The 25,524-nt window shown below is 71.7% G+C and carries 27 protein-coding genes; 21 read left to right on the plus strand and 6 right to left on the minus strand.

What is annotated here, in order from left to right:
• Together ACFC1F_RS13045 and ACFC1F_RS13050 are read right to left on the minus strand one after the other, a co-directional pair.
• Nucleotides 1-315, minus strand: a complete 315-nt coding sequence (locus ACFC1F_RS13045) for a hypothetical protein (RefSeq protein ID WP_376157773.1) — start codon at nt 313-315, stop codon at nt 1-3.
• Nucleotides 312-602 carry an SAV_915 family protein gene (locus ACFC1F_RS13050; protein WP_376157776.1) on the minus strand — a complete coding sequence of 97 codons (291 nt, stop codon included), beginning with the start codon at nt 600-602 and terminating at the stop codon, nt 312-314. Before ACFC1F_RS13050 ends, ACFC1F_RS13045 begins: the two co-directional genes overlap by 4 nt.
• 234 nt (nt 603-836) lie before the next feature.
• Between ACFC1F_RS13050 and ACFC1F_RS13055 the strand changes: the two genes are divergently transcribed.
• The 3 genes from ACFC1F_RS13055 to ACFC1F_RS13065 all read left to right on the plus strand — a co-directional run bounded on the left by ACFC1F_RS13055 (nt 837) and on the right by ACFC1F_RS13065 (nt 4,062).
• Nucleotides 837-1,274 (plus strand): helix-turn-helix domain-containing protein, encoded by a 438-nt coding sequence (locus tag ACFC1F_RS13055; protein WP_376157778.1) that lies wholly within the window; start codon nt 837-839, stop codon nt 1,272-1,274.
• The gene (locus ACFC1F_RS13060; RefSeq protein ID WP_376157781.1) at nt 1,267-1,677 is read left to right on the plus strand and encodes a DUF4180 domain-containing protein; all 411 of its coding nucleotides are present in this window, start codon (nt 1,267-1,269) and stop codon (nt 1,675-1,677) included. The genes ACFC1F_RS13055 and ACFC1F_RS13060 overlap by 8 nt, the downstream gene beginning before the upstream one ends.
• A gap of 165 nt (nt 1,678-1,842) precedes the next feature.
• Entirely contained in the window at nt 1,843-4,062 is a 2,220-nt protein-coding gene (locus ACFC1F_RS13065; protein ID WP_209412481.1) for an NADP-dependent isocitrate dehydrogenase, read from the plus strand.
• A gap of 70 nt (nt 4,063-4,132) precedes the next feature.
• On the opposite strand, the gene ACFC1F_RS13070 is transcribed toward ACFC1F_RS13065, so the two are convergent.
• Nucleotides 4,133-5,602, minus strand: coding sequence for an MFS transporter (locus tag ACFC1F_RS13070; protein WP_376157783.1), 1,470 nt, complete (start codon nt 5,600-5,602; stop codon nt 4,133-4,135).
• A gap of 146 nt (nt 5,603-5,748) precedes the next feature.
• On the opposite strand from ACFC1F_RS13070, the gene ACFC1F_RS13075 reads away from it, so the two are divergent.
• Nucleotides 5,749-6,543 carry a TetR/AcrR family transcriptional regulator C-terminal domain-containing protein gene (locus ACFC1F_RS13075; protein WP_376157785.1) on the plus strand — a complete coding sequence of 265 codons (795 nt, stop codon included), beginning with the start codon at nt 5,749-5,751 and terminating at the stop codon, nt 6,541-6,543.
• A gap of 78 nt (nt 6,544-6,621) precedes the next feature.
• Here ACFC1F_RS13075 and ACFC1F_RS13080 read toward each other — a convergent pair whose 3' ends face one another.
• A complete protein-coding gene (locus tag ACFC1F_RS13080) occupies nt 6,622-7,593 on the minus strand; it encodes a cytochrome c oxidase assembly protein (RefSeq protein ID WP_209412478.1) in 972 nt (323 codons plus the stop codon).
• Nucleotides 7,594-7,950: 357 nt separating this feature from the next.
• Between ACFC1F_RS13080 and ACFC1F_RS13085 the strand changes: the two genes are divergently transcribed.
• From ACFC1F_RS13085 to ACFC1F_RS13160, 16 genes are all read left to right on the plus strand, one after another.
• Entirely contained in the window at nt 7,951-9,513 is a 1,563-nt protein-coding gene (locus tag ACFC1F_RS13085) for an AMP-binding protein (RefSeq protein ID WP_376157788.1), read from the plus strand.
• A gap of 121 nt (nt 9,514-9,634) precedes the next feature.
• Nucleotides 9,635-10,867, plus strand: coding sequence for a 5-aminolevulinate synthase (gene hemA, locus ACFC1F_RS13090; RefSeq protein ID WP_376157790.1), 1,233 nt, complete (start codon nt 9,635-9,637; stop codon nt 10,865-10,867).
• Nucleotides 10,864-12,384 carry an AMP-binding protein gene (locus ACFC1F_RS13095; protein ID WP_376157792.1) on the plus strand — a complete coding sequence of 507 codons (1,521 nt, stop codon included), beginning with the start codon at nt 10,864-10,866 and terminating at the stop codon, nt 12,382-12,384. Before hemA ends, ACFC1F_RS13095 begins: the two co-directional genes overlap by 4 nt.
• A 251-nt stretch (nt 12,385-12,635) precedes the next feature.
• Entirely contained in the window at nt 12,636-13,376 is a 741-nt protein-coding gene (fabG, locus tag ACFC1F_RS13100) for a 3-oxoacyl-[acyl-carrier-protein] reductase (protein ID WP_376157794.1), read from the plus strand.
• A complete protein-coding gene (locus tag ACFC1F_RS13105; protein WP_209412474.1) occupies nt 13,376-13,804 on the plus strand; it encodes a 3-hydroxyacyl-ACP dehydratase FabZ family protein in 429 nt (142 codons plus the stop codon). The genes fabG and ACFC1F_RS13105 overlap by 1 nt, the downstream gene beginning before the upstream one ends.
• On the plus strand, nt 13,801-14,277 hold the full coding sequence (locus tag ACFC1F_RS13110; RefSeq protein WP_376157796.1) for a 3-hydroxyacyl-ACP dehydratase FabZ family protein: 477 nt from the start codon (nt 13,801-13,803) through the stop codon (nt 14,275-14,277). The genes ACFC1F_RS13105 and ACFC1F_RS13110 overlap by 4 nt, the downstream gene beginning before the upstream one ends.
• A gap of 118 nt (nt 14,278-14,395) precedes the next feature.
• Nucleotides 14,396-14,656 carry an acyl carrier protein gene (locus tag ACFC1F_RS13115; RefSeq protein ID WP_148641354.1) on the plus strand — a complete coding sequence of 87 codons (261 nt, stop codon included), beginning with the start codon at nt 14,396-14,398 and terminating at the stop codon, nt 14,654-14,656.
• Nucleotide 14,657: 1 nt separating this feature from the next.
• Nucleotides 14,658-15,866 carry a beta-ketoacyl-[acyl-carrier-protein] synthase family protein gene (locus tag ACFC1F_RS13120; RefSeq protein WP_376157800.1) on the plus strand — a complete coding sequence of 403 codons (1,209 nt, stop codon included), beginning with the start codon at nt 14,658-14,660 and terminating at the stop codon, nt 15,864-15,866.
• Nucleotides 15,863-16,984 carry a beta-ketoacyl synthase N-terminal-like domain-containing protein gene (locus ACFC1F_RS13125; protein ID WP_376157803.1) on the plus strand — a complete coding sequence of 374 codons (1,122 nt, stop codon included), beginning with the start codon at nt 15,863-15,865 and terminating at the stop codon, nt 16,982-16,984. Before ACFC1F_RS13120 ends, ACFC1F_RS13125 begins: the two co-directional genes overlap by 4 nt.
• Nucleotides 16,968-17,825, plus strand: coding sequence for an alpha/beta fold hydrolase (locus ACFC1F_RS13130; RefSeq protein WP_376157806.1), 858 nt, complete (start codon nt 16,968-16,970; stop codon nt 17,823-17,825). Before ACFC1F_RS13125 ends, ACFC1F_RS13130 begins: the two co-directional genes overlap by 17 nt.
• Nucleotides 17,822-18,460 carry a 2-hydroxychromene-2-carboxylate isomerase gene (locus tag ACFC1F_RS13135; protein ID WP_376157808.1) on the plus strand — a complete coding sequence of 213 codons (639 nt, stop codon included), beginning with the start codon at nt 17,822-17,824 and terminating at the stop codon, nt 18,458-18,460. The genes ACFC1F_RS13130 and ACFC1F_RS13135 overlap by 4 nt, the downstream gene beginning before the upstream one ends.
• The gene (locus ACFC1F_RS13140) at nt 18,457-18,630 is read left to right on the plus strand and encodes a hypothetical protein (protein WP_209412468.1); all 174 of its coding nucleotides are present in this window, start codon (nt 18,457-18,459) and stop codon (nt 18,628-18,630) included. Before ACFC1F_RS13135 ends, ACFC1F_RS13140 begins: the two co-directional genes overlap by 4 nt.
• On the plus strand, nt 18,627-20,063 hold the full coding sequence (locus ACFC1F_RS13145; protein ID WP_376157811.1) for an aldehyde dehydrogenase family protein: 1,437 nt from the start codon (nt 18,627-18,629) through the stop codon (nt 20,061-20,063). Before ACFC1F_RS13140 ends, ACFC1F_RS13145 begins: the two co-directional genes overlap by 4 nt.
• Before the next feature lie 26 nt (nt 20,064-20,089).
• The gene (locus tag ACFC1F_RS13150) at nt 20,090-20,875 is read left to right on the plus strand and encodes a response regulator transcription factor (protein WP_376157814.1); all 786 of its coding nucleotides are present in this window, start codon (nt 20,090-20,092) and stop codon (nt 20,873-20,875) included.
• A gap of 31 nt (nt 20,876-20,906) precedes the next feature.
• Complete coding sequence (locus tag ACFC1F_RS13155) at nt 20,907-21,437, plus strand: DUF4188 domain-containing protein (RefSeq protein ID WP_209412466.1); 531 nt, start codon at nt 20,907-20,909, stop codon at nt 21,435-21,437.
• Between the two features lie 58 nt (nt 21,438-21,495).
• Complete coding sequence (locus ACFC1F_RS13160) at nt 21,496-22,320, plus strand: thioesterase family protein (RefSeq protein ID WP_209412465.1); 825 nt, start codon at nt 21,496-21,498, stop codon at nt 22,318-22,320.
• 155 nt (nt 22,321-22,475) lie between these two features.
• Here the strand turns inward: ACFC1F_RS13160 and ACFC1F_RS13165 are convergent, their stop codons facing one another.
• Nucleotides 22,476-23,240 (minus strand): response regulator transcription factor, encoded by a 765-nt coding sequence (locus tag ACFC1F_RS13165; protein WP_209412464.1) that lies wholly within the window; start codon nt 23,238-23,240, stop codon nt 22,476-22,478.
• Nucleotides 23,241-23,418: 178 nt separating this feature from the next.
• Complete coding sequence (locus ACFC1F_RS13170) at nt 23,419-23,850, minus strand: MarR family winged helix-turn-helix transcriptional regulator (protein WP_245204826.1); 432 nt, start codon at nt 23,848-23,850, stop codon at nt 23,419-23,421.
• An 87-nt stretch (nt 23,851-23,937) separates the two neighbouring features.
• Here ACFC1F_RS13170 and ACFC1F_RS13175 point away from each other — a divergent pair, with 87 nt between their 5' ends.
• Nucleotides 23,938-25,494, plus strand: a complete 1,557-nt coding sequence (locus ACFC1F_RS13175; RefSeq protein WP_376157818.1) for an MFS transporter — start codon at nt 23,938-23,940, stop codon at nt 25,492-25,494.
• The last annotated feature ends 30 nt before the right edge of the window (nt 25,495-25,524 follow it).

Raw genomic sequence — 25,524 nt, forward strand, 5'->3', positions numbered from 1 at the left:
CTACGGCACCGGCCGCAGGGTCGGCGGCCGCGGGACGAGGGCCCGCAGGACGACGTCGATCCGGACGTGGGCGGCGCCCGCGCGCTGCAGGGCCGTGGAGACGGCGCGTAACTCCTCGGGGCCGGTGCAGGCGAGGCGGAGTTCGAGGTCGGCGTCCCCGGCCAGGGCGAGTCCGCTCTGCACGGCGGGGAACTCGGCGGCCAGCCGGTCGAAGTCGAGCGGGACGGGGCCGAAGCGGATCCGGGCGAGGGCGTGCAGGGACCGGGCCGCCCCGGGCTCCGGGTCGCCGCCCGGGAGCAGTCGGAGGGCGGTCACCGGGTCTGGAGCACGGGCGTCGGAGCGGGGGAGCCGGTCCCGCGGACGGGCGGCGCGACGAGGCGCGGGTCCAGCACCAGGGCGTCGATGCCGAGGGGCGCGGCGAGCGCCCGCAGTGCCGGTTCCCCGAGCTCGGCGGCCGCCTGGTCCGGCCCGAGCAGGGCGGTCAGGGCCGCGGCGGAGCTGAAGCCGACCGCGCAGCGGCGGCCGTCGCGGAGGCGGAAGAGCCGGAGGGCGGTGGTGCGTCCGGTGACGGTGACCGGGACGTGCCAGACGACGCGGGCCATGCGGGTGCTCCCGGGTGGTGGAGGGGCCTGCCGGAACTGCTCCTAAGACGCTAGGGCGTCCGCGGGCCGCGGGCCGCCGTCCTGACGCGGTGTTGACCGAATGCGGTGCCGTATTGACGGGCTTCTGACGGTGGCGCCGCGGTGATGGGTCCAACACTCCTTATTCTTCCCTATGGCTGGCATCGTCATGGTAGTTTGCGGAGTCATGGAGGAGCTCGGGGAAGGTGGCGTCCGATGCCGCAGTACTACTCGGTGGAACAGGTGGCCGAGCTGCTGGGGCTGCACGTCCGCACCGTGCGCGGCTACGTCCGCGACGGACGGCTGAAGGCGGCCCGGATCGGCAAGCAGTACCGGATCACCGCGGAGGACCTCGCGGCCTTCACCGGCGCCCCGGCGGTGCCCGCGCCGGCCGTCGTCGTGCCGGAGCTGCGTGCCGAGGCGTCCACGATCGTGCAGGTGGACGGCATCGGCACCCGGGAGGCGGCCCGTCTCGCCAGCACCGTGATGGCGGCGATCTCCGGCCCCCGCGAGGGCGGCCGGCCGCTCAAGTTCCAGACCGTCCACGACGAGGAGCGCTCGACGCTCAAGGTGATCGTCTTCGGCGGGCTGGCCGACACCGCCGAGCTGCTCGTCCTCATCAACGCGCTGATCAGGGAGAATCGCCATGTCTGAGCACCACGAGGCCACCGAGACCGTCGAGAGCGTGGCCGGCTCCGAGGTCGTCGAGATCGCCGGGACCACCGTCCTGCGCCTGCCCGCCGAGGGCACGGTGATCGGCGGCGAGGGGGACGCGATGGACCTGATCGGCGACGCGATGGGCCGCGACGCCACCTGGGTCGTCGTCCCGGCCGCCCGCCTCGGGGACGACTTCTTCCGGCTGAGCACCCGCGTGGCGGGCGGCATCGTGCAGAAGTTCGTCAACTACCGGATCGGCCTGGCCGTCACCGGCGACATCTCGGAGCACGTGGCCGCGAGCAGCGCCCTGCGCGACTTCGTGGTCGAGAGCAACCGCGGCAACCAGCTCTGGTTCCTCGCCGACGCCGGTGAGTTCGACGCCCGGCTCGCCCGGGCCTGAGCCCTCTCCGTTTGCCCTGCGCCCGTCCCGGGACCACGGTGGAGCTGACCACCGACGGCCCGGGGCGGGCGTCGGCGTGTGCTCCGGGACGGGGGGTGGTGGAGCGGAGGGGCGAGCACGAGATATCTTGACATCAAGACGTTGGAGACGTGAAGCGGAGTACCGATGACTGACTCGACCATCATCTATACGCACACCGACGAGGCGCCGGCCCTGGCAACGTACTCGTTCCTGCCCGTGGTCCAGGCCTACGCCTCGACGGCCGGCGTGCAGGTGGAGACGCGTGACATCTCCCTGGCCGGCCGGATCATCGCGAGCTTCCCGGAGCGTCTGGAGGAGGGCCAGCGGATCGAGGACGCCCTCGCCGAGCTGGGCGAGCTCGCCAAGACCCCCGGCGCCAACATCATCAAGCTGCCGAACATCTCGGCCTCCATCCCGCAGCTGAAGGCGGCCATCGCCGAGCTCCAGGCGCAGGGCTACGCGCTGCCGGACTACCCGGACGACCCGCAGACCGACGAGGACAAGGACGTCCGCGCCCGCTACGACAAGGTCAAGGGCAGCGCCGTCAACCCCGTCCTGCGCGAGGGCAACTCGGACCGCCGCGCCCCCGCGTCGGTCAAGAACTACGCCAAGACGCACCCGCACCGCATGGGCGCCTGGACGGCCGACTCCAAGACCAACGTCGCCACCATGGGCCAGAACGACTTCCGCTCCACCGAGAAGTCCACCGTGATCGCCGCCGACGGCTCGCTGCGCATCGAGCTGGTGGCCGAGGACGGCGCCACCACCGTGCTGCGCCCGTCGGTGCCGGTCCTGGCCGGCGAGGTCGTGGACGCCTCGGTGATGCGCGCCGCCGCCCTGAACGAGTTCCTGGCCGCGCAGGTCGCCCGTGCCAAGGCCGAGGGCGTGCTGTTCTCGGTGCACCTCAAGGCCACCATGATGAAGGTCTCCGACCCGATCATCTTCGGCCACGTGGTCCGCGCCTTCTTCCCGCAGACCTTCGCCAAGTACGGCGAGGCGCTCGTCGCCGCCGGCCTGAACCCGAACAACGGCCTCGGCGGCATCCTGGGCGGCCTCGACAAGCTGGCCAACGGTGCCGAGATCAAGGCCTCGTTCGAGGCCGAGCTGGCCGACGGCCCGGCGCTGGCCATGGTCGACTCCGACAAGGGCATCACCAACCTGCACGTGCCGAGCGACGTCATCGTCGACGCCTCGATGCCGGCCATGATCCGCACCTCGGGCCACATGTGGGGCCCGGACGGCAACGAGGCCGACACCCTGGCCGTCCTGCCGGACAGCAGCTACTCCGGCGTGTACCAGGCCGTCATCGACGACTGCCGTGCCAACGGCGCCCTCGACCCGGCCACCATCGGCTCGGTGCCGAACGTCGGCCTGATGGCGCAGGCGGCCGAGGAGTACGGCAGCCACGACAAGACCTTCGAGATCCCGGCCGCGGGCACCGTCCGCCTGGTCGACACCGAGGGCAACGTGGTGCTGGAGCAGGCCGTCCAGGCCGGCGACATCTTCCGCGCCTGCCAGACCAAGGACCTGCCGATCCGCGACTGGGTCAAGCTGGCCGTCACCCGCGCCCGCGCCACCGGCAGCCCGGCCGTCTTCTGGCTGGACGAGGGCCGCGCGCACGACGCCGTCCTGATCGGCAAGGTCAAGGAGTACCTGCCGGAGCACGACACCGAGGGCCTGCAGATCGAGATCAAGACGCCGGTCGAGGCGACGAAGTTCTCGCTGGAGCGGATCCGCCGCGGTGAGGACACCATCTCCGTCACCGGCAACGTGCTGCGTGACTACCTGACCGACCTCTTCCCGATCCTGGAGCTGGGCACCAGCGCCAAGATGCTGTCGGTCGTCCCGCTGATGAACGGCGGCGGCCTCTTCGAGACCGGCGCCGGCGGCTCCGCCCCGAAGCACGTCCAGCAGCTGGTCAAGGAGAACTACCTGCGCTGGGACAGCCTGGGCGAGTTCTTCGCGCTGGCCGCCAGCTTCGAGCACCTGGCCCAGTCCACCGACAACGCCCGCGCCCAGGTGCTGGCCGACACGCTGGACCGTGCCACCGGCACCTTCCTGAACGAGGACAAGTCGCCGAGCCGCCGCCTCGGTGGCATCGACAACCGTGGCAGCCACTTCTACCTGGCCCTGTACTGGGCCCAGGAGCTGGCGCAGCAGACCGCCGACGCCGAGCTGGCCCAGGCGTTCGCGGGTCTGGCCAAGGCGCTGTCCGACCAGGAGCAGACCATCGTCGAGGAGCTCATCGCCGTCCAGGGCTCCCCGGTCGAGCTCGGTGGCTACTACCAGCCCGACCCGGCGAAGGCCGCGGCCGCGATGCGCCCGTCGAAGACCTTCAACGACGCGCTGGCCAACCTCGGCTGATCCAGGCCCGGTTGAACGGGGAGGCCCCGGAGTCCGTACAGGACTCCGGGGCCTCCCGCGTACCCGGGGGTCAGTGACCGTCCTCCGGGCGGGCGTGGCGGGGGAGCAGGAAGGCGACCAGGAAGGCGAGCGCCAGCAGGCCGGCGGTCAGGCCGAAGGTCCGGCCCGCCGCGTGCTGGAAGCCCTCCGGGCCGGCCCAGCCGAAGAACGCGGTGCCGAGCAGTGCGACGCCGATCGAACCGCCGAGCTGCTGCTGGGCGTTGAGCACGCCGGAGGCCGACCCGGTCTCGGCGTCCTCGACGCCGGCCAGGGCGATGTCGAAGAACGGCGCCATGATCAGGCCGAGGCCGAAGCCGGTGACGGCCAGCGCGGGGATCAGCTCCCAGCTGGTCAGGCCGCCGGCCCAGTGGTCGACGCAGGCCCAGAGGCCGAGCGCCCCCGCGGCCGCGACGGCCATGCCCGCGTGCAGGACCCGGCGGCCGAACCGCGGGCCGAGGAAGCCCCCGGAGAGGACCGCGCCGATCACGATGCCCAGCGAGAGCGGGATCATGCTGAGGCCGGAGTGCAGCGAGGTCCAGCCGAGGCCGAGCTGGAGGTAGAGGGTGAAGGTCAGCAGCAGGCCGGAGACCGCGGCGAAGAAGACCAGCCCGGTGGCGAGCGCCGAGGTGAAGGCCCGCTTGGCGAAGAGCGAAGGCTCGATCAGCGGGGTGCCGCCGCGCTTCAGCACGCGGCGCTGGTGGAGGACGAAGAGCCGGAGCACCGGCAGCGAGGCGGCCATGGACAGGTAGGTCCAGAGCGGCCAGTCCAGCTCGCGGCCCTGCACCAGCGGGTAGACCAGCAGCAGGACGGCGGCGCTGAGCACCAGGACGCCGAGCGGGTCGAGCCGGCCGGCGCCGGCGGTGCGGGTGGTCCGGTCGGCGGGCAGGATCCTGACGGCGGCGAGCACCGCGAGCAGGCCGAGCGGCAGGTTGATCAGGAAGACCATCCGCCAGCCGGTGCCGAACCAGTCGGCGTCGGTGAGGTAGCCGCCCAGGGTCGGCCCGAGGACGGAGGAGAGGCCGAGGACCGGGCCGAAGAGACCGAACGCGGCGCCCATCTCCTTCGGCGGGAACATCGCCTTGATCAGGCCGAGCCCCTGCGGGATCAGCAGGGCGGCGAAGAGGCCCTGGACGGTCCGGGCGGTGATCAGCGTGCCCGGGCCGGGCGCGGCGGCGCAGAGCACCGAGGCCAGGGTGAAGCCGGCCGCGCCGGCGACGAAGAGGTTCTTGCGGCCGAAGAGGTCGCCGAGCCGGGCGCCGGTGATCAGCAGGACGGCGAAGGCGAGCGTGTAGGAGGCGGAGATCCACTGGATCTGCGCGTCGCTGCCGCCGAAGTCGCGCTGGATGGCGGGGGAGGCGACGCCGACGATCGTGGTGTCGAGGAGGTCCATCACCTCGGCGGCCAGGATCACGGCGAGGGCGGCCCAGCGCAGCCGGTAGCCGGCCGGTTCGGGCTCGGCGGCCTCGGTGGCGGGTGGGGGAGGGGCGGCCTGACTGGTCATGGGAGGGCTCTCCGGGAAGGTCTGAGCTGAACGAACCACGTTCGTCCTAACGAACACTGTTTCCTTGCGACGAACAGTGTTCTCCCATGGAACAGTGTTCGTGTCAAGTAGTGTGGGACTCGTCAACGACCACGAAGGAGCCCTCCATGACCAGTGCCGCCCCGCGTCCGAGCTGGTCGGCGCACTGGCAGGAGAAGGAGAGGGCGGCGTCCAGGCGCCAGCCGCTCAGCCGCGAGCGGATCGTCGAGGCCGCCCTGCGGATCGTCGACACCGAGGGAATGGACGCGCTGAGCATGCGCCGGGTCGGCCAGGAGCTCGGCACCGGCGCCGCCAGCCTCTACGCCCACGTCGGCAACAAGGACGAGCTGGTCGAGCTCGTCCTCGACCTGGCGTACTCCGAGATCGCCCTCGAAGAGCCGGACCCGGCCAACTGGGAGGACCAGCTCAAGCGGCTGATGCGCCGCTCGCGGGACGTCCTGCTCGGCCACCGCGACCTCGCCAAGGCCGCCGTGGTCGCGAACGTCCCCGTCACCCCGCACGCCATGGACATCGCCGACACCATGCTGGGCATCCTGCGCGCCGGTGGGCTGGACGAGCAGACCGCCGCGTACGGCGTGGACCTGCTCGGGCTGTACACCACCGCGACCACCTTCGAGGCGTCCACCCGCAGCGCCCACACCGAGGCCGACGCGGAGGCCTACACCGGACGGGTGCGGGAGTACTTCGGCACGATCCCGGCCGACCGCTACCCGATGATCACCTCGATGGCCGCGGCGCTCACCCGCAACGTCGGCGACGAGCGTTTCGAGTTCGGCCTGGACATCCTGGTCGCCGGCCTCGCCCGGCAGGGCGGCGGGGCCGGGCAGAGCGGCGGGGCCGGTCAGGGCGGCGGGGCCGGTCAGGCCGACGGTGTCGGGCAGGCCGACGGACCGACGGGCTGACGGGTCGCCGGGCGTCCCCGGGAACGACGGAACCCCCCGCCCGGGCGTCGGGCGGGGGGTTCCGTCGGGCGGTGGAGGCTAAGCGTCGGCCGCCGGCGCCGGGCGCCGGCCGCGCTTGTCCAGCGAGGCCAGGTACGCGTTGTACGCCGCCAGCTCGGCGTCGCCGCTGCGGTCCTCGGCCCGGTCCCGGCGGCGGGACACCCGCTGCTCGGAGCGCATCCACTGGTAGACCAGCGCGATCAGCACGATCGCGGTCGGGATCTCGCCGAACGCCCAGGTGATGCCGCCGGCCAGCTTCTGGTCCTCCAGGAGGCTCGTCCCGGGCGGCGCGCCGGCCTCGGTGAAGGTCGTCACCAGCGGGTGGCCGGCCATCATCACGGCCACGCCGAAGAAGGCGTGGAACGGCATCCCCATGAACAGCTCGATGATCCGCATCACGTGGCCGGGGCGGTTCGGGCCCGGGTCCACACCCATGATCGGCCAGAAGAACGCCAGCCCGGTGGCCAGGAAGTGCACCATCATGAAGATGTGCCCGAGGCGGTACTGCATCAGGAAGTCGAACAGCGGGGTGAAGTACACCCCGTACAGGCTCGCGATGAACAGCGGAATGGTGAACGCCGGGTGCGAGATCACCTTGACGTAGGTGCTGTGCAGCAGCGCCACCAGCAGCTCGCGCGGTCCGCGCGGGCGCCCCTTCCCGGCCGGGCGCAGCGCCCGCAGCGCCAGCGTGATCGGCGCGCCGAGCAGCAGCAGGATCGGTGACAGCATCGAGAGCACCATGTGCTGCATCATGTGCGCGCTGAACAGCACCATGCCGTAGTCGTTCAGCCCGGTGCAGGTGACCAGGATCACCGAGCCGACGCCCGCCACCCAGCCGACGGCCCGGCCGATCGGCCAGCGGTCGCCGCGCCGGTACAGCCGCACCACGCCCGTCCCGTACAGCGCCAGCGCGACCAGGCCGCCGATCAGGAACACCCAGTCGGGGGACCAGGTCATGACGTTGGAGAGGGAGAACGGCCCCAGCTCCGTCATCCCTCCGTGGTGGTGCATGCCTGACATTCCGTCGCCCATGGGCGGGTCCTGCTTTCCCTCGTCGCGGCCCCCGGACGGGTCCGGTTCGCCCGTTTTGCTTCGGCATACAGAGTAGGCGGGCCTTACCCCGGCGCTTTCCCCGGCCCCCGCCCCGCGCGGGCCCGCCGGCCCGCGCGGCCGCTCGGCCACCCCCGGCCGCACGACCCGGCCACCCGACCGGGGTACCCGTTCGGCTACCCCGGTCGTGCGCCCCTTCCGAGGCGCCGGTCAAGCCGTCCGAACGTTCTTTCCCGGGCCTTTCCCGACCGGAAGGATCGGAACGCACCCGGGCAGCAGACCGAGATCCGCCGGGGGTTCACATCGAGAGGCAGGGCCATGACCCCACAGGACCACTGGTGGACAGAGAGCGACAGCTACGTCGCGGACATCCTCTCGGTGTTCGCGGGGGCGCCGGAGCGCCCCGCCGTTCACTGGCGGGGCGAGGCGCTCTCCGGCGGTGAGCTGATCCGGTCCGTCACCGGCACCCTCCGCGCGCTGCGGGACAACGGCGTCGGACCGGGGGACGTCGTGGCCGTCCTGGTCGCCCCCAACAGCCCCGAGATGCTCACCGCGCGGTACGCCGCGCACCTGCTCGGCGGCGCCGTCTGCTACCTGCGCTCCACCAACCCGGGGACCAGCTCGACGATCCTTCCGCTGGACCACCAGATCCAGATCCTGCGCGACACCGCGGCCGTGACGGTCTACGCGGACGACGAGAGCGCGCAGCGCGCCCTGGAGCTCGCCGAGGGCGCCGGCGGACTCCCGGTGACGCGCGCCCGCCGCGCCGACGGCGAACCCGTCGAGGCCGGCGCCCCCACCGCCGCGCCGTGGGACCCGCAGGCCCTCTCGGTGATCAGCTTCACCAGCGGGAGCACCGGACGGCCGAAGGGCATCCGGCTGGCCGGCCGGGTCTGGAACGGCTCGGTCCGGGGGATGGTGGCGGCCGACCGCGCGGCCGAGTCCGTGAAGCTGCTGGTGACGACCCCGCTGAGCCACACCGTGGCCGCGATGGCCGACGCCGCCCTCGCCCTGGGCGGGGAGATCCACCTCCACGAGGCCTTCGACGCCGGGCGGTTCGTCGCGGCCGTCTCCGAGCAGGAGATCTCGTGGACCTTCCTGGCGACGACCCAGCTGTTCCAGCTGCTCGACCACCTGGACGAGCGCGGCGCCCTGGACCTCGCGTCCGGCGGTCTGTCCTCGCTGAAGCGGCTGATCTACAGCGGCAGCCCGGCGGCGCCCGCCAGGATCGCGCAGGCGGTCCGGATCCTGGGCCCCGTCATGGTGCAGGCCTACGGCACCGGGGAGACCGGCCGCATCACCTCGCTGCGCCGCGAGGACCACTACGACCCGTGGCTGTCGACCACCGTGGGGCGCCCCTTCCCCGAGGTGGAGGTCGTCGTCGGCGACCCGAACACCGGCGAGCCGGTGGCCACCGGCGAGGTCGGCGAGGTCCGGGTGCGTTCGCCGCACCTCATGGACGGCTACACCGGAGACCCGGAGCGGACGGCGAAGGTCCTCCGGGACGGCTGGTACTTCACCGGGGACATCGGCTACTCCGACGAACGCGGCTACCTCCACCTGCTGGGCCGGGTGGCGGACGTGGTCAAGGTCGGCGGGGTCAAGGTCCATCCGACGGTGGTCGAGCGGGAGATCCTCTCGCTGCCGGGCGTCCGCCACGCCGCCGTCTACGGCGTGCAGGACCGGGACGGCGCCGAGCACCTCCACGCGACGCTGGTCTGCGACCCGGCGGCCGAGGTCCGGACGGAGGCCGTCCGTGCGCACCTCGCCGAGTCGCTGTCGGTCCTGCACGCGCCCGAGAAGATCAGCCTCGTCAGTGCGCTGCCGCTGAACGACAACGGCAAGCCCGACAAGCTGCGGCTGCGGCTGCTGGAGGCCTGATCCGCCCGGCCCGGCACGCGCAAGCCCGGCGTCCCGGCATCCCGAACCCCAGTTTCCCGGTCCCCGAACCCGGATCACCGCATCCGGCTCCCGGGGGATCGACATCGAGAAAGCGAACGCAATGAACCTGCATCTGGAATCGTATTCCGACGGCGCCACCGCTGCGGACCTCGCCGAGCGCAGGCGCGAGTTCCTGGAGATCGGACGTCGCTCCGGCGAGTTCCCCAGCGCCACCGCCCGGCGGGACGGCGTGGACTCGCAGATCAGCGTCTGGTGCAGCAACGACTACCTCGGCATGGGGCAGAACCGCCAGGTCGTCGAGGCGATGAAGGCCGCGATCGACGCCCACGGCGTGGGCTCCGGCGGCTCGCGCAACATCGGCGGCACCAACCACTACCACGTCCAGCTGGAGCAGGAGCTGGCGGACCTGCACGGCAAGGAGGCCGCCCTCCTCTTCACCTCCGGCTACACGGCCAACGACGGGGCGCTCACCGTCCTGGCGGGGATGCCGAAGGACACCGTCGTCTTCTCCGACGCGAAGAACCACGCGTCGATCATCGACGGCCTCCGGCACAGCGGCGCGCAGAAGCACGTCTTCCGCCACAACGACGTCGCCCACCTGGAGGAGCTGCTGGCGGCCACCCCCGCCGACCGCCCGAAGCTGGTCGTCCTGGAGTCGGTCTACTCGATGTCGGGTGACATCGCGCCGCTGGCCGAGATGGCCGAGGTCGCGGACCGGTACAACGCCACGACGTACATCGACGAGGTGCACGCCGTCGGCATGTACGGCCCCCAGGGCGCCGGCATAGCCGCGCGGGAGGGCATCGCCGACCGGTTCACCGTCGTCATGGGCACCCTGGCCAAGGGCTACGGCACGGTCGGCGGGTACATCGCGGGCCCGGCCGCCCTCGTCGACGCCGTCCGCACGCTCTCGCGCTCCTTCATCTTCACGACCTCGCTGCCGCCGGCCGTCGCGGCCGGCTCGCTGGCGGCGGTCCGCTACCTGCGGACCTCCGACGCCGAGCGCAAGAAGCTGGCGGAGAACGCGCAGCTGCTGCACCGGCTGCTCACCGAGGCCGACATCCCGTTCATCTCCACGGACTCGCACATCGTCTCGGCCTTCGTCGGCGACGACGAGACCTGCAAGAAGGCGTCCCAGCTGCTGTTCGAGCAGCACGGCATCTACGTCCAGTCCATCAACGCGCCCAGTGTGCGCGCCGGCGAGGAGATCCTGCGGATCGCCCCGTCCGCGGTGCACGGGCGGGCGGACGTCGAGAACTTCGCCGAGGCGCTGCGCGGGATCTGGAAGGAACTGGAGATCCCCTCGGCGAGCGACCGGAACTGGCTGAAGTGACCGGGTCGGTGGCCGCCGTGCTGGCCGGTTCGGCAGCCCGGCGGCCGGACCGTCCGGCGCTGGTGTGCGGCACGGCACGGCTCTCGTACGCGCAGCTGTGGGAGCAGGCCCGGCGGTACGCCGCGGCCCTGCGGGCGGAGCGGATCGGGCCCGGTGACAGGGTCGCCCTGCTGCTGCCGAACACGCCGGAGTTCGCGGCGCTGTACTTCGCGGTGCTGGCGCTCGGCGCCGTCGTCGTGCCGGTCGGCACCGCCCTGAGGTCGGCCGAGATCTCGCACGTGCTGCGGGACTCGCAGGCGCGGGCGCTCGTGTGGGCCGGCGCGCTGCCCGAGGAGGCCGCCCGCAGCGCCGAGGCGGCCGGTGTCCTGGTGCTGGCCGTCGGGGACGCCGACGGCGCGGCGCACCGGCTCGACGCCGACACCGAGCCGGTCGCCACCTACGTCGAGCGGGCGCCGGACGACCTCGCGGTCGTCCTGTACACCTCCGGCACCACGGGCACGCCGAAGGGGGTGATGCTCACCCACCACAGCGTCCTGACGAACATCACGGTGACCGCCGTGTCGCCGTTCGCCTTCGGGGAGGACGACGTCCTGCTCGGCGCCCTCCCGCTGTCGCACACCTTCGGGCAGATCTGCGGGATGGCGGTGTGCTTCCACGCCGGGGCGACCATGGTCGTCATGGAGCGCTTCGGGGCGGAGGACGCCCTGCGGCTGATGCGCGAGCACGGCTGTACGGTCTTCATGGGCGTCCCGACCATGTACTACGGCATGCTCGAAGCCGTTGCGGCGGGTGCGCGGGCCCCGCGCCTCTCCCGCGTCTACAGCGGCGGTTCGGCCCTTCCGGTGCCGGTCCTCGAACAGGTCCGGACGACGTTCGGGTGCGAGGTGTACGAGGGGTACGGGCTGACGGAGACGTCCCCGGTCGTCGCGTACAACCTGCCCGGGACGGTGTGCAAGCCGGGGACGGTGGGCCTGCCCATCGAGGGCGTGGAGGTCGCGGTCGCGGCGGCCGAGGTGGAGGGCCGCATCGAGCTGTTGGACCGGGGCGAGATCGGCGAGGTCGTCGTGCGCGGGCACAACGTGATGGCCGGCTACCTCGGCCGCCCCCGGGAGACCGCCGAGGTGCTGGTCGACGGCTGGTTCCGCACCGGGGACCTCGGCGTGCAGGACGCGGACGGCTATCTGACCCTCGTGGACCGCAAGAAGGACCTCGTCGTCCGCGGCGGCTACAACGTGTACCCGCGCGAGGTCGAGGAGGTGCTGCTCGGTCATCCTGCGGTGGCCAGGGCGGCGGTGGTAGGAGTCCCGGACGCGAAGCACGGCGAGGAGGTGTGCGCCGTCGTCGTGGTCCGGGCGGGCCATCACGCGGGCGCCGCGCTCGCCGGCGACATCGTGGCGTGGAGCAGGGAACGCATGGCGGCCTACAAGTACCCGCGCCGGGTCGAGTTCGTGGCGGACTTCCCGCTCGGTTCGAGCGGCAAGGTCCTCAAGCGGGAGCTGGCGCGCCGCTACGCCTGACGGCTGGTCAGTCGTCCGACTGGGCGTCATAGACACTTCTGTGTAGGGGAGTTCATGCAGGGACGACGGGACCGCCCGGCCGATACCGGCCGGGCGGTCCCGTCGTGTCCGAGGCCGTGGTCCAGACCGCCGGGACCGGCGGGCAATCCCTCGGAAGCCTCCAATGGCAGGAACCTGCCAGTCCCGGGGAAGGCCCTCCGGGTGGACCTAGCATTCAAATTGCCATCGCGATCAAAGGGGTCGAAGAAGCAATGAGCGAGCAAGGCTGTGTGGTTGTCACCGGCGGCTCCCGGGGAATTGGTCGGGCCGTAGCGCTTCAGCTGGCGGCGGACGGGTTCGATATCGCGTTCTGCTACCGGACCGGCGGCGCCGCGGCCGAGGAGACCGAGAAGGAAATCCGCGAGCTGGGCGTGGAGTGCTACCACGCGCCGTGCGACGTGGCCGACCTCGAATCGGTGCAGGCGTTCGTCAAGACCGTCGAGGAGAAGCTCGGCGGGATTGCCGGGCTGGTCAATTCGGCCGGCATCGTCAAGGACAACCCGATGGTCCTGATGCCGGCCGCGGACTGGCACGCGGTCATCGACACCAACCTGACCGGCACCTACAACTTCTGCCGCAGCGTGGTGTTCGGGTTCATGAAGCGCCGGAGCGGCGTCATCGTGAACATCTCGTCGGTCGCCGGCGTGTTCGGCAACCCGACCCAGAGCAACTACTCGGCGGCGAAGTCGGGAATCCACGGCATGAGCCGGGCGCTGGCGAAGGAAGTGGCCGGGTACGGCGTCCGGGTCAACGTGGTGGCCCCCGGGTTCATCGAGACCGACATGACCGCGGGGCTCGGCGAGAAGGCCCGCAAGGCCGCGCTCGGGATGATCCCGATGAAGCGGATCGGCGAGCCGGAGGACGTCTCCGACCTGGTGTCGTTCCTGGTCTCGGACCGCGCGGCCTACATCACCGGCCAGGTCATCCAGGTCGACGGCGGAATCGCGTTCTGATGCCGGAGACACCCGCGACGCGACCGCGCAGGCGCGCCGCACCGCTGGCCGCCGTCGACGGCGTCACGCTCGTCGGCGACACGGAGGTGACGGCGGTCAAGGCCGTCCACGCCGCCGACCCGTACCTCGACGGGCACTACCCGGAATTCACGATCTATCCGGGCGTGTTCATCATGGAGTCGGTGAACCAGGCGGTCGACGAATTCGTGGCCCGCCGGTTCGGCGCCGGCCGGATCGCGGACCTGACGACCGTCAAGTCCGTGCGGTTCACCACCCCGGTTCTCCCGGGGGACACGCTCCAGGTGTCCTGCACGATTCTCGCCGACGGCGACGCGCTGGCCGTGAACGCGAGCTGCCGGAATTCCGCCGGCGCCACCGCGGCGAAACTGAGGCTGTCCTACGGGGTCGTGGACGGAGGCGGCCGGTGATCGACCACGCCGCAATCCGGGGAATCCTTCCGCACCGCCACCCGATACTCCTGGTGGACACCGTCCTGGAATGGCATCCGTTCGACCGGATCGTCACCACCAAGGCCGTCTCCGGCAGTGAGCCCTGTTATGCGGGAATGGCCGAGGGGCTCGGCCGGTCCGCCTATTCCTATCCGAAGACGCTGCTCATCGAATCGTTCGGCCAGAGCGGCGCCGTGCTCTGGCTGGAAAGCATCAGGACGCGTGGCGAGAGCCTGGACGGGACGCTGATATTCGCCGCGGCGCGCAATGTCGAGTTCCACCGCCCGGTGCACCCGGGTGACACCGTCCGGCACGAGCTGAAGATCGACCAGCTGGTCGGCGCCAACGCCTTCCTGTCCGGTCGGAGCCTCGTCGGCGACGAGCCGGTCATGACCGTCGGCGAGGCCATCGCGGTCATCCGGCCCAACGGGCCTGCGGCACAAGAGGCCTGACGTCACGTCGGAGCAGGACCCGCCGGTCCGTTCCCGGGCCGGCGGTCCAGAGCACCACGACCAACACCCAACCCCCAACACCCACCCCCCAACACCCAACCCAGAAAGCGGTAACGAGATGTCGACTGCGACCAACCAGCAGGTCATGGACGAGCTGCGCGAGATGATCGCGGAGGTCCTGGAGGAGGAGCCCGAGAACATCACCGAGACCAGCAGCTTCATCGAGGACCACGACGCCGACTCGCTCCGGGCGATCGAGATCCTGGCCCGCATCGAGAAGAAGTACAAGGTGTCGGTGCCGCAGGAGCGGCTCGCCGACATGGTGAACCTGCGCGCCGTGTACGACACGCTGGTCGAATACTCCGACGGGAACATCTGACATGCCCCGCCGTGTGGTGATCACCGGCCTCGGACCCCTGTCGACCATCGGTGTGGGCCCGGACGCCTTCGCGGCCGGCCTGCGGGCCGGCGCGAGCAACAGCGGGCCCATCCGCAGCTTCGACGCCTCCGGCTTCCCGCACAACGTCGCGAACGAGCTGGGTGACGTCAGCCCCGCGGACTACGTCACCAACCTCGACCCCGACGCCTGGGGACCGGCGAGCCTCGCCGCGGCCGCCGTCGCGCGGCTGGCGGTCGAGGACGCCGGCCTGGACCGCGCCGAACTGCGGCGCGGTCGGGCCGGGTCGGTCTTCGGGACGACCGGTGCCGAGACCCGCCTCCACGAGGAGGCGTACGAGAAGTGGCTGGCCGAGGGGGCCGGCGCCGACATCGGCGGCCTCGTCAAGAGGATCCCCGCCTACCGGCTGGCCGTCGCCGCCAACCGCGAACTCGGCATCCACGGGGAGGCGGTGACCCTGGCCACCGCCTGCTCGGCGAGCAACTACGCCATCGGCTACGCCTACGACGTCATCGCGGCGGGTGACTCGGACTACATGATCGCCGGTGGCTCGGAGGCCATGTGCGCGTTCGCCGTCGCCGGCTTCTACCGGCTCGGTGCGCTCGCGAAGGACGTGTGCACGCCCTTCGACGCCGACCGCAAGGGCATCCTGATCGGCGAGGGCAGCTCCGCGCTGCTGCTGGAATCGCTGGACTCGGCGCTCGCCCGCGGGGCCGAGATCTACGCCGAGGTGCTCGGCTACGGGCTCAACTGCGATGCCAACCACATGGTGTCGCCGTTGGCGACGTCGATCGCCGAGTGCACCCGCCGGGCCCACGCCAACGCCGGGGTGAAGCAGAGCGAGATCGACTACATCTGCGCCCACGGGACCGGCACGCCGTCGAACGACTCCGCCGAGGTCGCCGCGCTGCGCGAGGTCTTCGGCGACGAGCTCCCCCCGGTGAGTTCGATCAAGTCGATGCTCGGCCACTCCATGGGCGCGGCGAGCGGGTTCGGTGCGATCGCCTCCTGCCTGGCGATCAGGGACGGCTTCCTGCCGCCGACGATCAACCTGAACACGCTCGACCCGGCCTTCGAGGGCATCGACGTGGTGCCGAACGTGTCGCGGGCCGCCGATGTGCGGATCGTGCAGAACAACGGGTTCGCCTTCGGCGGCAACAACGCCATCACGATCTTCGGGAGGTACGAATGAGCGCCCTGGCCGTGACCGGATGGGGGGTCCTGTCCGCCATCGGGTCGGGCGCGGAGGAGTTCTCCGAGGCCTGGGGAGAGCGCCGCAGCGGCCGCACGGACGTGACGGGGATGTTCGAGCAGCAGCTCCCGTCCGCGACCGCCTGCGCGATCCCCGGCTTCGACGCCAAGGAGTACCTGGGCAAGAAGGGGACGCGCTTCTTCGACAGGTCGACGGCGCTCTCCGTCGTCGCCTGCAAGCTCGCCCTGGACGACGCCCGCCTCGCCCGCGGGGAGGAGGCCGACGGCGGCATCGGGCTCGTGCTCGGACTGAGCAGCGGCGGGCCCCAGGCGATGTCGGACTTCATCCACGAGATGTACACCAGCGAGAAGCCGTACCTCGTCAACCCGCTGCTCTTCCCGTACGCGGTGATGAACGGTGCGGCGAGCGCCACGGCGATCTGGCACAAGCTCAAGGGTGTCAACGCCACGGTGTCCGGCGGGCAGATGGCCTTCCTCACCGCCCTGCGGTACGCCCGCAACAAGGTGCGCAACGGCTACGTGCACGCCGCCGTGACCGGGGTGGTGGAGGAGTTCTCGCCGACCCGCGCCTGGGCGTCGCACCAGGCCCGCGGCACCGCGGAGGGCCGCGTCGAACTCGGCGAGGGCGGTGCGTTCTTCGTGCTGGAGGACGCCGAGGCCGTGCGGACCGCCGGCCGCAGCCTCGACGCCGAGATCCTGGCGGTCGACGGCGGCCTCTACGGTGAGCCCGGCAGCGAGGACGACCCGGCCGCCGGCCTGGCGGAGTGCATCACCCGGGCGCTCGAAGCGGCCGGTGTCGCCGCGGCCGACGTGTGGGCGGTGGCGCCGTCGCTCTCCGGTTCACCGAGGCGCGACGCGATCGAGCTCGCGGCCGTCAGGACCGCGCTGGGCACCGGCACCCCGAACCTCCTGCCGGTCAAGGAGCTGGTCGGTGAGACCTACTCCGCGGCGGGGGGCCTGCAGTTGGCCGCGCTGCTCGCGGAGCACCGCAACAACCCCGCTCGCGACGGTGCGGTCTCGCTGGTGACCTCGCTCACCTCCGAGGGGATGGCCGGGGTGGCCGTGGTCCGGGGGTGGAGCCGTGCGACGAGCGCATAGCGACCGGGGACCGGTCGCGCAGTCCGTGGTCGAGGGCGTGTCGCTGAGCGCGCACGGTCCGGCCCGCCCTCCGGTGGTGGCCATGCTGCACGGCCTGGAGGACGACTGGCAGAGCTGGAAGCCGGTCACGGACGGGCTCGGCGACCGGTTCCGCTGCTATGCGATCGACCTCCCGTGGCGCGCCGGCGGTGACTACGGCTGGCGCGCCGGCGGGACGGCCGGGCAGTGGGTGGAACGGGCCCTGGAGATCGTCCCCGAGCCGGTCTCCGTGGTCGTCGCCCACTCGATGGGCGCGAACGCCGTGCTGCACTGGCTGACGTCCGGTGCGGCGCGGCGGCTCGACGCCGTCGTGCTGCTCTCGCCGTTCTACCGCCTGACCTCCGTCCCGGTGGACTGGCGGATGTTCGACCGGTCGCTCGCCGACTTCCGGGCGGTCATGAAGGCCGGCCTGCGGGCGCGCCTCGGTGAGCGCGCCGCGCGGATCGGCCCGGAGCTGGTCGACCTGATGGCCGAGAAGGCACTCGACCGGATCGGCCCGGAGGGCTTCCTCGCCCTGTTCGACCAGTTCATCTCCTCGTCCGGGCTGGACCTCGCGGCGAACACCGTGCCGACCCTCGTGGTCGGGGGGACCGCCGATGCCGGCCTCAGCGGTCCCCGCGCCGAGGCGCTCGGCCTGGCCATGCCGTCCGCGGAGATCCGCCTGGAGGACGGGCTGACGCACTTCTGCCACATCGAGCAGCCGCACCGGGTGGCCGAACTGGTCGCGGAGTTCCTGCTCCGCACGACACCCGCATTCACGAAGGCCGGGCAACGGCCGGGACCGGAAGGAGCGACCCCGTGAGCAAGCGGTACCCCCCGAAGTTCTACTTCTCCCTGCACAGCCCCTACAGCTGGATGGCGAGCAGGCTGCTGGCCGAGCGCTGCCCGCAGGCGCTCGAAGAGATGCAGATGATCCCGTACTTCTACCCGGACGCGCAGACCTGGAAGTCGATGGACGAACGGGGGATCGAGCTGCACTACGCGGACATGAGCAAGGCCAAGCACCTCTACATCCTCCAGGACGTCAAGCGGCTGTCCGCGCGGTTCGGCTTCGAGGTGACCTGGCCGGTCGACCGCGAGCCGTGGTGGGTGCTGCCGCACCACGCGTGGCTCGCCGCGAGGCGCACCGGCGACCAGAACACCCTGTACTGGGCGATGGTCGAGGCCCGCTGGGGCCGCGGCGAGGACATCTGCGACCGCGGGACGCTGCGCGGCATCGCCGACGCGGCCGGGCTCGACGGCGCGACGCTGGTCGCCGCGCCCGAGGACGAGGAGCTGCGCCAGGAGGGCATGGACGCCATGGAGGCGGCCTACCTGGACGACGTGTTCGGCGCTCCCTACTTCAAGATCGGCCCCCACCGCTACTGGGGACTGGACCGCCTCGACGACTTCATCGCGGGATTCGAGCAGTGGCAGCGGAAGGGCAGGGCGGCATGACGGCGAACCCGGCCGGTCCCCGGGCGGCGGAGACGGAGAGCCTGACGGGCCTGCGTCGCCCGGTGCCGCTCGTCGCGGACATCGACGACGACCCGATGGACGGCATCCCGGCCGAGCTCACCGGGCTGGTGAGCGGCCTCGGCAACGACACCGCGGGCGGCTGCGGATGAGCGCCTCCGTACCCGCGCGGACGCACTGGATCGGCGGCACCCGGACCACCGGCCACACGCGGTGGATCGACGTCGTCGACCCGGCGACGGAGGAGCGCCTGTCGGTGGTGCCGGCGGGCACCGCGGCGGACGCGGACCTCGCGGTCGCGGCGGCCGTGCGGGCGTTCGGTCACTGGTCCGGCGTGCCGCTGCGCGAGCGGGTCGACGCGGTGCGGGCGGTCGCGAAGGGGCTGGCGGCCCGGCAGGACGAGATCGCCGCGGCCGTCACCGCGGAGGTCGGCGTGCCGACGGTGTTCTCGCAGCGGGTCCAGGCGTCCCTGCCGGTCGCCGTCGCGTCCGGGGCCGCCGCCGTCGCGGAGGACTTCGCCTGGACCGAGCAGATCGGACGCTCGACCGTGTTCCGCGAACCGGTCGGCGTGGTCGCGGCGATCACGCCGTGGAACTTCCCGCTGCACCAGGCCGTCGCCAAGGTCGCGCCCGCCCTGCTGGCCGGGAACACGGTGGTGCTGAAGCCCAGCGAGATCGCCCCGCTGACCGCGATGATCCTCGCCGAGGTCGTCCGCGGGGCGGGGGTGCCCGACGGTGTCCTCAACGTCGTCCACGGACGGGGCCCGGAGGTCGGTGCGGCGCTCGCCTCCCACCCGGTCGTCGACATGGTCTCCTTCACCGGATCGACCGGGGCGGGCCGCAGCGTCGCGGCACTCGGGGCGCGGACCGTCAAACGGGTCGCCCTGGAACTGGGCGGCAAGTCCGCCAACCTGGTCCTGCCGGACGCCGACCTCCTCACCGCGGTACGGGCCGGCGTCGCGAACTGCTTCATGAACAACGGCCAGATGTGCTGGGCCTGGACCCGGCTGCTGGTGCCCGCCGCGCTGCACGACCAGGCGGTCGAGGCGGCCGCGGAGGCGGCGGCGGCCTTCACCGTCGGCGACCCGACCCTGCCGGGCACCCGGATCGGTCCGCTGGCGTCCGCCGCCCAACGCGACCGGGTACGGGGCTACATCGAGCGCGGGATCGCCGACGGCGCCCGGCTCGCGGCCGGCGGTCCGACGCCCCCGGACGGGCTCGACCGCGGCTACTACGTCCGCCCGACCGTCTTCGCGGGGGTGAGTCCGACCGCGGTGATCGCCCAGGAGGAGATCTTCGGGCCGGTGCTGTCCGTCATCCCGTACTCCTCCGAGGACGAGGCGGTCTCCATCGCCAACGGCACGCGCTACGGCCTCGGCGGCGCCGTGTTCTCCGCGGACCCGGACCGTGCACTGGCCGTGGCCAGGCGGCTGCGCACCGGCCAGGTCGACATCAACGGCGCGGCCTTCAACGAGGCCGCCCCGTTCGGGGGGTACCGCCAGTCGGGCAACGGCCGCGAGCTCGGCCGCTTCGGGCTGGAGGAGTTCTGCGAGGTCAAGTCAATCCAACGATCGGCATCCGGGTGACGGTCGTTGCAGGGAAGTGAGGCACCGTGCCGACCAGCACGCTCGACATCGACACTGACATCGACATCGACATCGACATCGACACCATCGTGACGGCCGCGACGACCGGGACGACCAGGACGGCCGGGACGGCCGGGACGGCTGCGACGACCGTCACGGCCGACCGCGCCGGGACGGGCGGCACCACCGCGATCGTCCTGATGATCCGTGATCACATGCGGCGCTACGGCGTCGAGGGGATGTTCCGTTCGCTCGACCCCCGGCTGACCACCCGCACCTGCGCGGACCTCGGCGAGCTCGCGGGCATCTCCGGCGGTCAGCTGATCATCTCGTCCGGCGACGCGGTCGGCCCGCTCCCCGAGGAGACCGCCGACACCCTGCGCACCAACGACATCCGCGTCCTGATCCTGGTCGACCCGGCCACCGTGGTCGAGCAGTCGTGGGCCGACCGCGCGCACGGCTTCCTGGACTGGGCGGACCTCAGCCCGGAGACCCTGGGCCTGGCGGTCGCCGACGTGGCGGCCGGGCGGTTCCACGTCTCGGAGTCCCTGGTGCGGCGCTCCGTGACGGCGTCCGACCAGGCCGCGAACGAGGCGGCGGCGCGGCGGGCGGCGGTCTCGCTGACGGCACGCGAACTCCAGGTGCTGCGGCTGATCGCGGGCGGGTCGAGCAACCGGCAGGTCGCCCGTTCGCTGGGCATCTCCGAGCACGGGGTCAAGCGCCTGGTCGGGATCGTCCTGGCCAAGCTCAACTGCCCGAACCGCACCCTCGCCGTGGTCCGGGCCATCGAGTCGGGTCTCCTCACGCTGTGAGCCGGCCGTACGAGAGAAGGAGCAGCGACTCATGTCAGAGGTCCACCGCGGCCGCTACACCGCGGACATCGAGGGTGACTTCGTCGTCTTCCTGATCGGCATGCACGTGAACCGCCCCTGGCGGATCCACAAGTGGTGGCCGGTCTTCCGGTCGATGTTCGGCATGGTGAAGGACCTGCGCGAGCACCCCGAGAAGGGCGCGCTGTGCAGCTACTTCGCGCTGATCGCCGGAGTCGGTCCCGCGGTCGTCCAGTACTGGCGCAGCTTCGAGCAGTTGGAGGCGTTCGCCCGGAACACCGACGACCCGCACCTGCCGTCCTGGCGGCGGTACAACCGGGCCGTCCACGCGTCCGGGGACGTCGGCATCTGGCACGAGACCTACCTGGTGAAGGACGGACAGTACGAAACCGTCTACGCCAACATGGGCCGCATCGGGCTCGCCCGGGCCGGCTCGCTGAAGCCCGTGCAGAGCAAGGGCCACTCGGCCGCGCGCCGGCTCGGCCGGACCGCCGACGACCACCTGCCCGCCGGCATCCGCCCGCCGGGCGACCCGGCGGCCTGAGGCGCGCCGACGCGGCACCCCGGCTCCCGACGGCCGGTCCGACGAAAGGGAACGAAGGATGAACGACTCCACCACGACCGAGAACGCCCTGCCGCCCATCGACAGGTCCTGGCGGACCTGGGCCGGTGCGCTCGGCGGCCGGGTGTCCACGATGATGCTGCGGCACGCGGGTGAGCAGCTGACCGGGGACCTGGCCCCCAGGGCGGTGCACAGCTCGTTCCTCGCACCGGTGTCGGACCGCCCGCTGCTGGTGAGGTCCGAGGTGGTCCGCCAGTCGCGGACGAGCGCCGTGGTGCGTTCGACGCTCGTGCAGCACGAGCGTCCGGTGGCCCTGGCGACGGCCCTGTTCGGCACCGCGGGGGACAAGCCGACCCTGCAGGCGCCGGCGGCGCCGGTCGTACCGGCTCCCGAGGACTGCCCGGACGCGGGGTTCCCGGCCCGGATGTTCCCGTACACCGGCCACTTCGAGACCAGGATGGCGGGGGAGGAGCGGCCGTTCGGCGGCGGGACCAACCCCGAGATGACGGCCTGGATCCGGCTCCGGGAGCCCGACCTGACCCCGGCCGGGGCGGCGCTGGTCCTGCTGGACGCGATGCCGCCGGCGGTCTACGCGGCGACCTCCGAACTGGTGTCGGTGCCGACCGCCGAGTACTCGGTGCACTTCGCCGACGGCCTGTCCTTCGCCGGGAGCGGCGACTGGGCCCTCGTGCGGGTCAACACCGATCAGGCGAGCGACAGTTGGGCCGTGGAGTCCAGCAGTATGTGGAGTGCGGACGGCACCCTGCTCGCCGTCGGCCGGCAGACCCGTCAGATCCTGCGCCCGGCGGCGCCCGGTGGAGCGGTCCAGGTGCCCCCGACCTGGTGGACGGGCGCCGGCGCCTGACCCTGCGGGGCCGTGCCGGGCGCCGGGCCCGGTGGGGCCGCAGCGGCCGCGTGACTGCGCAGGCCGTCACATGGAATGCCTCCGCGAATTCTCCAGAAAACGAACACATGCCTCCCACCCGATCTGCCGACGGGTGGGAGGCATGCGGTGGAGGATCAGGCGGAGTGTCGGTACGAAAATTCCCCGTCAGGATCCCCGGGGCTCAGCAGGCCGTCCCGGAGCGCGTGCACGCCGGCCTGGAACCGTGAATTCGCGTCGAGTCGGCACATGATTTCCGCCACCCGCCTCCGGTAGGTGCGCAGCGACAGGCCGAGATTTCGGGCAGCCACTTCGTCCTTGTGGCCGAAGGCCAGTGCGTGGATGACCTGCCGGTCCATTTCGTCGAACTCCGACCGGAGGTTGCGCAGGTAACTCATCGGCTCGCTCGCGGCGTTCCAGGTCGCGGTGAGCAGTGACTGGATGTTCTTGATGACCGGCGGTGCCCAGACCGCCATGCACTGTTCCTGGGAGAGGCTCACCTGGGTGCGCATGAAGGCGACCTGGGAGTCCACGATCGCCAGCTCCTGGAGTCTGGTGTCGGTGACCCGCACCTGGATACCGCGGTCCCCGGCGGACAGCAGGTACTCCGGCGTGCACCAGTGCGGAAGATCGTCCCGGTGGTAGAGCACCCGGACCGAGAGTTTTCGCCGCACCCCGTCCTGGAGGATTTCCCGCGCCATCTGGAGGCGCTCCCCGCTGTACCATTCCGAACTGGGTGCAGAGATGATCACGGCATGCCGGGACCGGGTCATGGACTGCAGGGCCGCTATTCGCATCTGGCCCGCATTCCCGAATTGCTCGATAAGGCCGTCCTGTTCGGCGGCGGAAATAATGTTCCGATCATTGACTGTTGCCCGGTCATTGCCCGAGGATGCCAGCATCCGAATTCCCCCATGAGTTTGGCTCTGGCTCGTTCCTGGTCAAACTGTAGTCGTCTGACAGGGGCCGCTCAAGTCGGACTTCGGTCAAATCTGGCTATACGCCTTCCGGTCCGGCCAGGGGCCGGAACGGGCGCGGTGGCCCTGATTTCCCGGCCCCGCGCCGTACCGCGGAAGCGCTTCAGTGGCAGGCTTTGGAGACGCCTTCCAGCCAGTGCCGGACGGCGGCCCGCTCCTCCGCCGAGAAGGCGGCCTCCAACTGCTCCTCGCAGCGGTCGACGGCGGTGCGGGCCTCCGACAGGCGGGACTGCCCGGCCTCGGTGACGTGGATCTGCTGGCTGCGCCGGTCGGTCGGATTGGGGCGCCGCTCGATCAGGCCCTCCTGTTCGAGGCCGACCAGCATCTCGTTGGCGGCCTGACGGGAGCTCGCCACCTCGCGGGCGATGTCCGAGGCCGAGAGTCCGGGCTGTGACTCGGCCATCAGCAGCGTGGCGTACTGCGAGGTGGAGAGCCCGAACGCCTTGAGCTCCGCGGCGATCGCCGACCTCATGTTCAGCCAGACCTTGCGGACCAGGAAGGTCAGCGAGCCGACAGCCGCCCCGTGGGAATCCAACGTTCCGCCTCCTCAGAATCGACAGGTTCCTGACGGATGTGCATACTGATCCCGTCAGGTTCTTGTCGATCCTATTCGAAGGCCCTCATGACGACGCCCCCGACCTTGCCGAGGACCAGGCAGCAGCTCATCCTCGCCGTGCTCCTCCTGTCCTCGCTGCTGATCTGGCTGGACAACAGCATCCTCACCACCACCTTCGAGACCCTCGCGGACCCGGTCCGCGGTCTCGGCGCCAGCCCCGCCCAACTCCAGTGGGCGACCGGGTCGTACACCCTGGTCTTCGCCACCCTGATGTTCGGCGCGGGCGCCCTGGGCGACCGCTTCGGGCACCGGACCGTGCTCGCCACCGGCATGGTGGTCTTCGGCGGCTCCTCGCTGTGGGCGGCCTACGCCACCGACGCGGGCCAGCTGATCGCCGGCCGGGCCGCGATGGGCCTGGGCAGCGCACTGATCATGCCCGCCGCCATGGCCGTTCTCATGTGGACCTTCACCGGTCCGGCGCGGGCGACCGCGATCGGCATCTCCTCGGCGTCCGCCGGGGTCGGGATCGCCGCCGGCCCGCTGCTGTCCGGACTCCTGCTCGACCGCTTCTGGTGGGGCTCGGTCTTCCTCATCAACCTCCCGGTCGTGGTGCTGGCGCTGATCGGGATCACCGTGCTCGTCCCCAACTTCCGTAGCCCCACCCGGCGTCCGCTCGACCCGGCCGGACTGCTGCTGTCGGTCAGCGGGCTCGCCTCCCTGGCCTACGGGCTGATCCGGGCCGGGCAGGTGGCCTCCTGGACCCCGGTCGGCGTCTGGCTGCCGATCGCGGCCGGCGTGGCCCTCCTGGCCACCTTCGTGCTCGTCGAACTGCGCACCAGGCAGCCCAGTTTCGACCCGCGGCTGCTCGGCCGGCGGATGTTCGGCGGCGGCAACGCGGCGCTCGGGATGCTGCTCTTCGCGATGACCTCCGCGAGCTTCTACGGCGCCTTCTACCTCCAGGGCGCACGCGGCTTCTCGCCGCTCCAGGCCGGTCTGGCCTTCTCCCCCGCGGCGTTCGGCTCGATCGTGGGGGCGCCGCTCGGCGTCCGGCTCTCCCGGCGCTGGTCGCTGCGCTCGGTCACCGCGTCGGCCCTGGCCACGGCGGGCCTGGCGATGGGCTCGCTGATGTTCTTCGGGCTGGACACCCCGCTCTTCTGGAACGAGATCATGTACCTGGTCCAGGGGCTGTCGATCGGGATGGTGATCGGCCCGGTGACGGCGGCGCTGATGAGCACCCTGCCCCTGGAGCGCGCCGGTGCCGGTTCGGCCGTGACCAACACCGTGCGGCAGACCGGCAGTCTGCTCGGGATCGCGGTGGGCGGCACGATCATGTCCATCGTGTACCGCCGGGCGATCGAGCCCGCGCTCGAGGACACGCCCGGCCCGCTGCGGGAGCAGGCGCGGATCTCCGCCGAGCAGGCCCGGCACGCCGCGGCCGCCGCCCACGAGCCCGCGCTGGCGCACGCCGCCGACAACGCCTTCATCCACGCCATGCACGTCAGCGCGGCCTGGACCATGCTGATCGCCCTCACCGGAGCGGTCCTGCTGGTGATCGCGCTGCGGCCCGACCGCAAGCCCGTCGAGCCGGTGCCGGACGACGTCCTGGAGCCGGCCGCCCGCTGACCGCGCCGGCGACGGCGCGGGGGAGGCCCT

Source organism: Kitasatospora sp. NPDC056181 (assembly GCF_042266225.1).
Classification (GTDB): domain Bacteria; phylum Actinomycetota; class Actinomycetes; order Streptomycetales; family Streptomycetaceae; genus Kitasatospora.

Bases quoted from the DNA above. Each gene is read 5' to 3' on its own strand.
- ACFC1F_RS13050 (WP_376157776.1), bottom strand. From the start codon at position 602: ATGGCCCGCGTCGTCTGGCACGTCCCGGTCACCGTCACCGGACGCACC.
- ACFC1F_RS13055 (WP_376157778.1), top strand. From the start codon at position 837: ATGCCGCAGTACTACTCGGTGGAACAGGTGGCCGAGCTGCTGGGGCTG.
- ACFC1F_RS13060 (WP_376157781.1), top strand. From the start codon at position 1,267: ATGTCTGAGCACCACGAGGCCACCGAGACCGTCGAGAGCGTGGCCGGC.
- ACFC1F_RS13065 (WP_209412481.1), top strand. From the start codon at position 1,843: ATGACTGACTCGACCATCATCTATACGCACACCGACGAGGCGCCGGCC.
- ACFC1F_RS13070 (WP_376157783.1), bottom strand. From the start codon at position 5,602: ATGACCAGTCAGGCCGCCCCTCCCCCACCCGCCACCGAGGCCGCCGAG.
- ACFC1F_RS13075 (WP_376157785.1), top strand. From the start codon at position 5,749: ATGACCAGTGCCGCCCCGCGTCCGAGCTGGTCGGCGCACTGGCAGGAG.
- ACFC1F_RS13080 (WP_209412478.1), bottom strand. From the start codon at position 7,593: ATGCACCACCACGGAGGGATGACGGAGCTGGGGCCGTTCTCCCTCTCC.
- ACFC1F_RS13085 (WP_376157788.1), top strand. From the start codon at position 7,951: ATGACCCCACAGGACCACTGGTGGACAGAGAGCGACAGCTACGTCGCG.
- hemA (WP_376157790.1), top strand. From the start codon at position 9,635: ATGAACCTGCATCTGGAATCGTATTCCGACGGCGCCACCGCTGCGGAC.
- fabG (WP_376157794.1), top strand. From the start codon at position 12,636: ATGAGCGAGCAAGGCTGTGTGGTTGTCACCGGCGGCTCCCGGGGAATT.
- ACFC1F_RS13105 (WP_209412474.1), top strand. From the start codon at position 13,376: ATGCCGGAGACACCCGCGACGCGACCGCGCAGGCGCGCCGCACCGCTG.
- ACFC1F_RS13115 (WP_148641354.1), top strand. From the start codon at position 14,396: ATGTCGACTGCGACCAACCAGCAGGTCATGGACGAGCTGCGCGAGATG.
- ACFC1F_RS13120 (WP_376157800.1), top strand. From the start codon at position 14,658: ATGCCCCGCCGTGTGGTGATCACCGGCCTCGGACCCCTGTCGACCATC.
- ACFC1F_RS13125 (WP_376157803.1), top strand. From the start codon at position 15,863: ATGAGCGCCCTGGCCGTGACCGGATGGGGGGTCCTGTCCGCCATCGGG.
- ACFC1F_RS13140 (WP_209412468.1), top strand. From the start codon at position 18,457: ATGACGGCGAACCCGGCCGGTCCCCGGGCGGCGGAGACGGAGAGCCTG.
- ACFC1F_RS13145 (WP_376157811.1), top strand. From the start codon at position 18,627: ATGAGCGCCTCCGTACCCGCGCGGACGCACTGGATCGGCGGCACCCGG.
- ACFC1F_RS13155 (WP_209412466.1), top strand. From the start codon at position 20,907: ATGTCAGAGGTCCACCGCGGCCGCTACACCGCGGACATCGAGGGTGAC.
- ACFC1F_RS13160 (WP_209412465.1), top strand. From the start codon at position 21,496: ATGAACGACTCCACCACGACCGAGAACGCCCTGCCGCCCATCGACAGG.
- ACFC1F_RS13165 (WP_209412464.1), bottom strand. From the start codon at position 23,240: ATGCTGGCATCCTCGGGCAATGACCGGGCAACAGTCAATGATCGGAAC.
- ACFC1F_RS13175 (WP_376157818.1), top strand. From the start codon at position 23,938: ATGACGACGCCCCCGACCTTGCCGAGGACCAGGCAGCAGCTCATCCTC.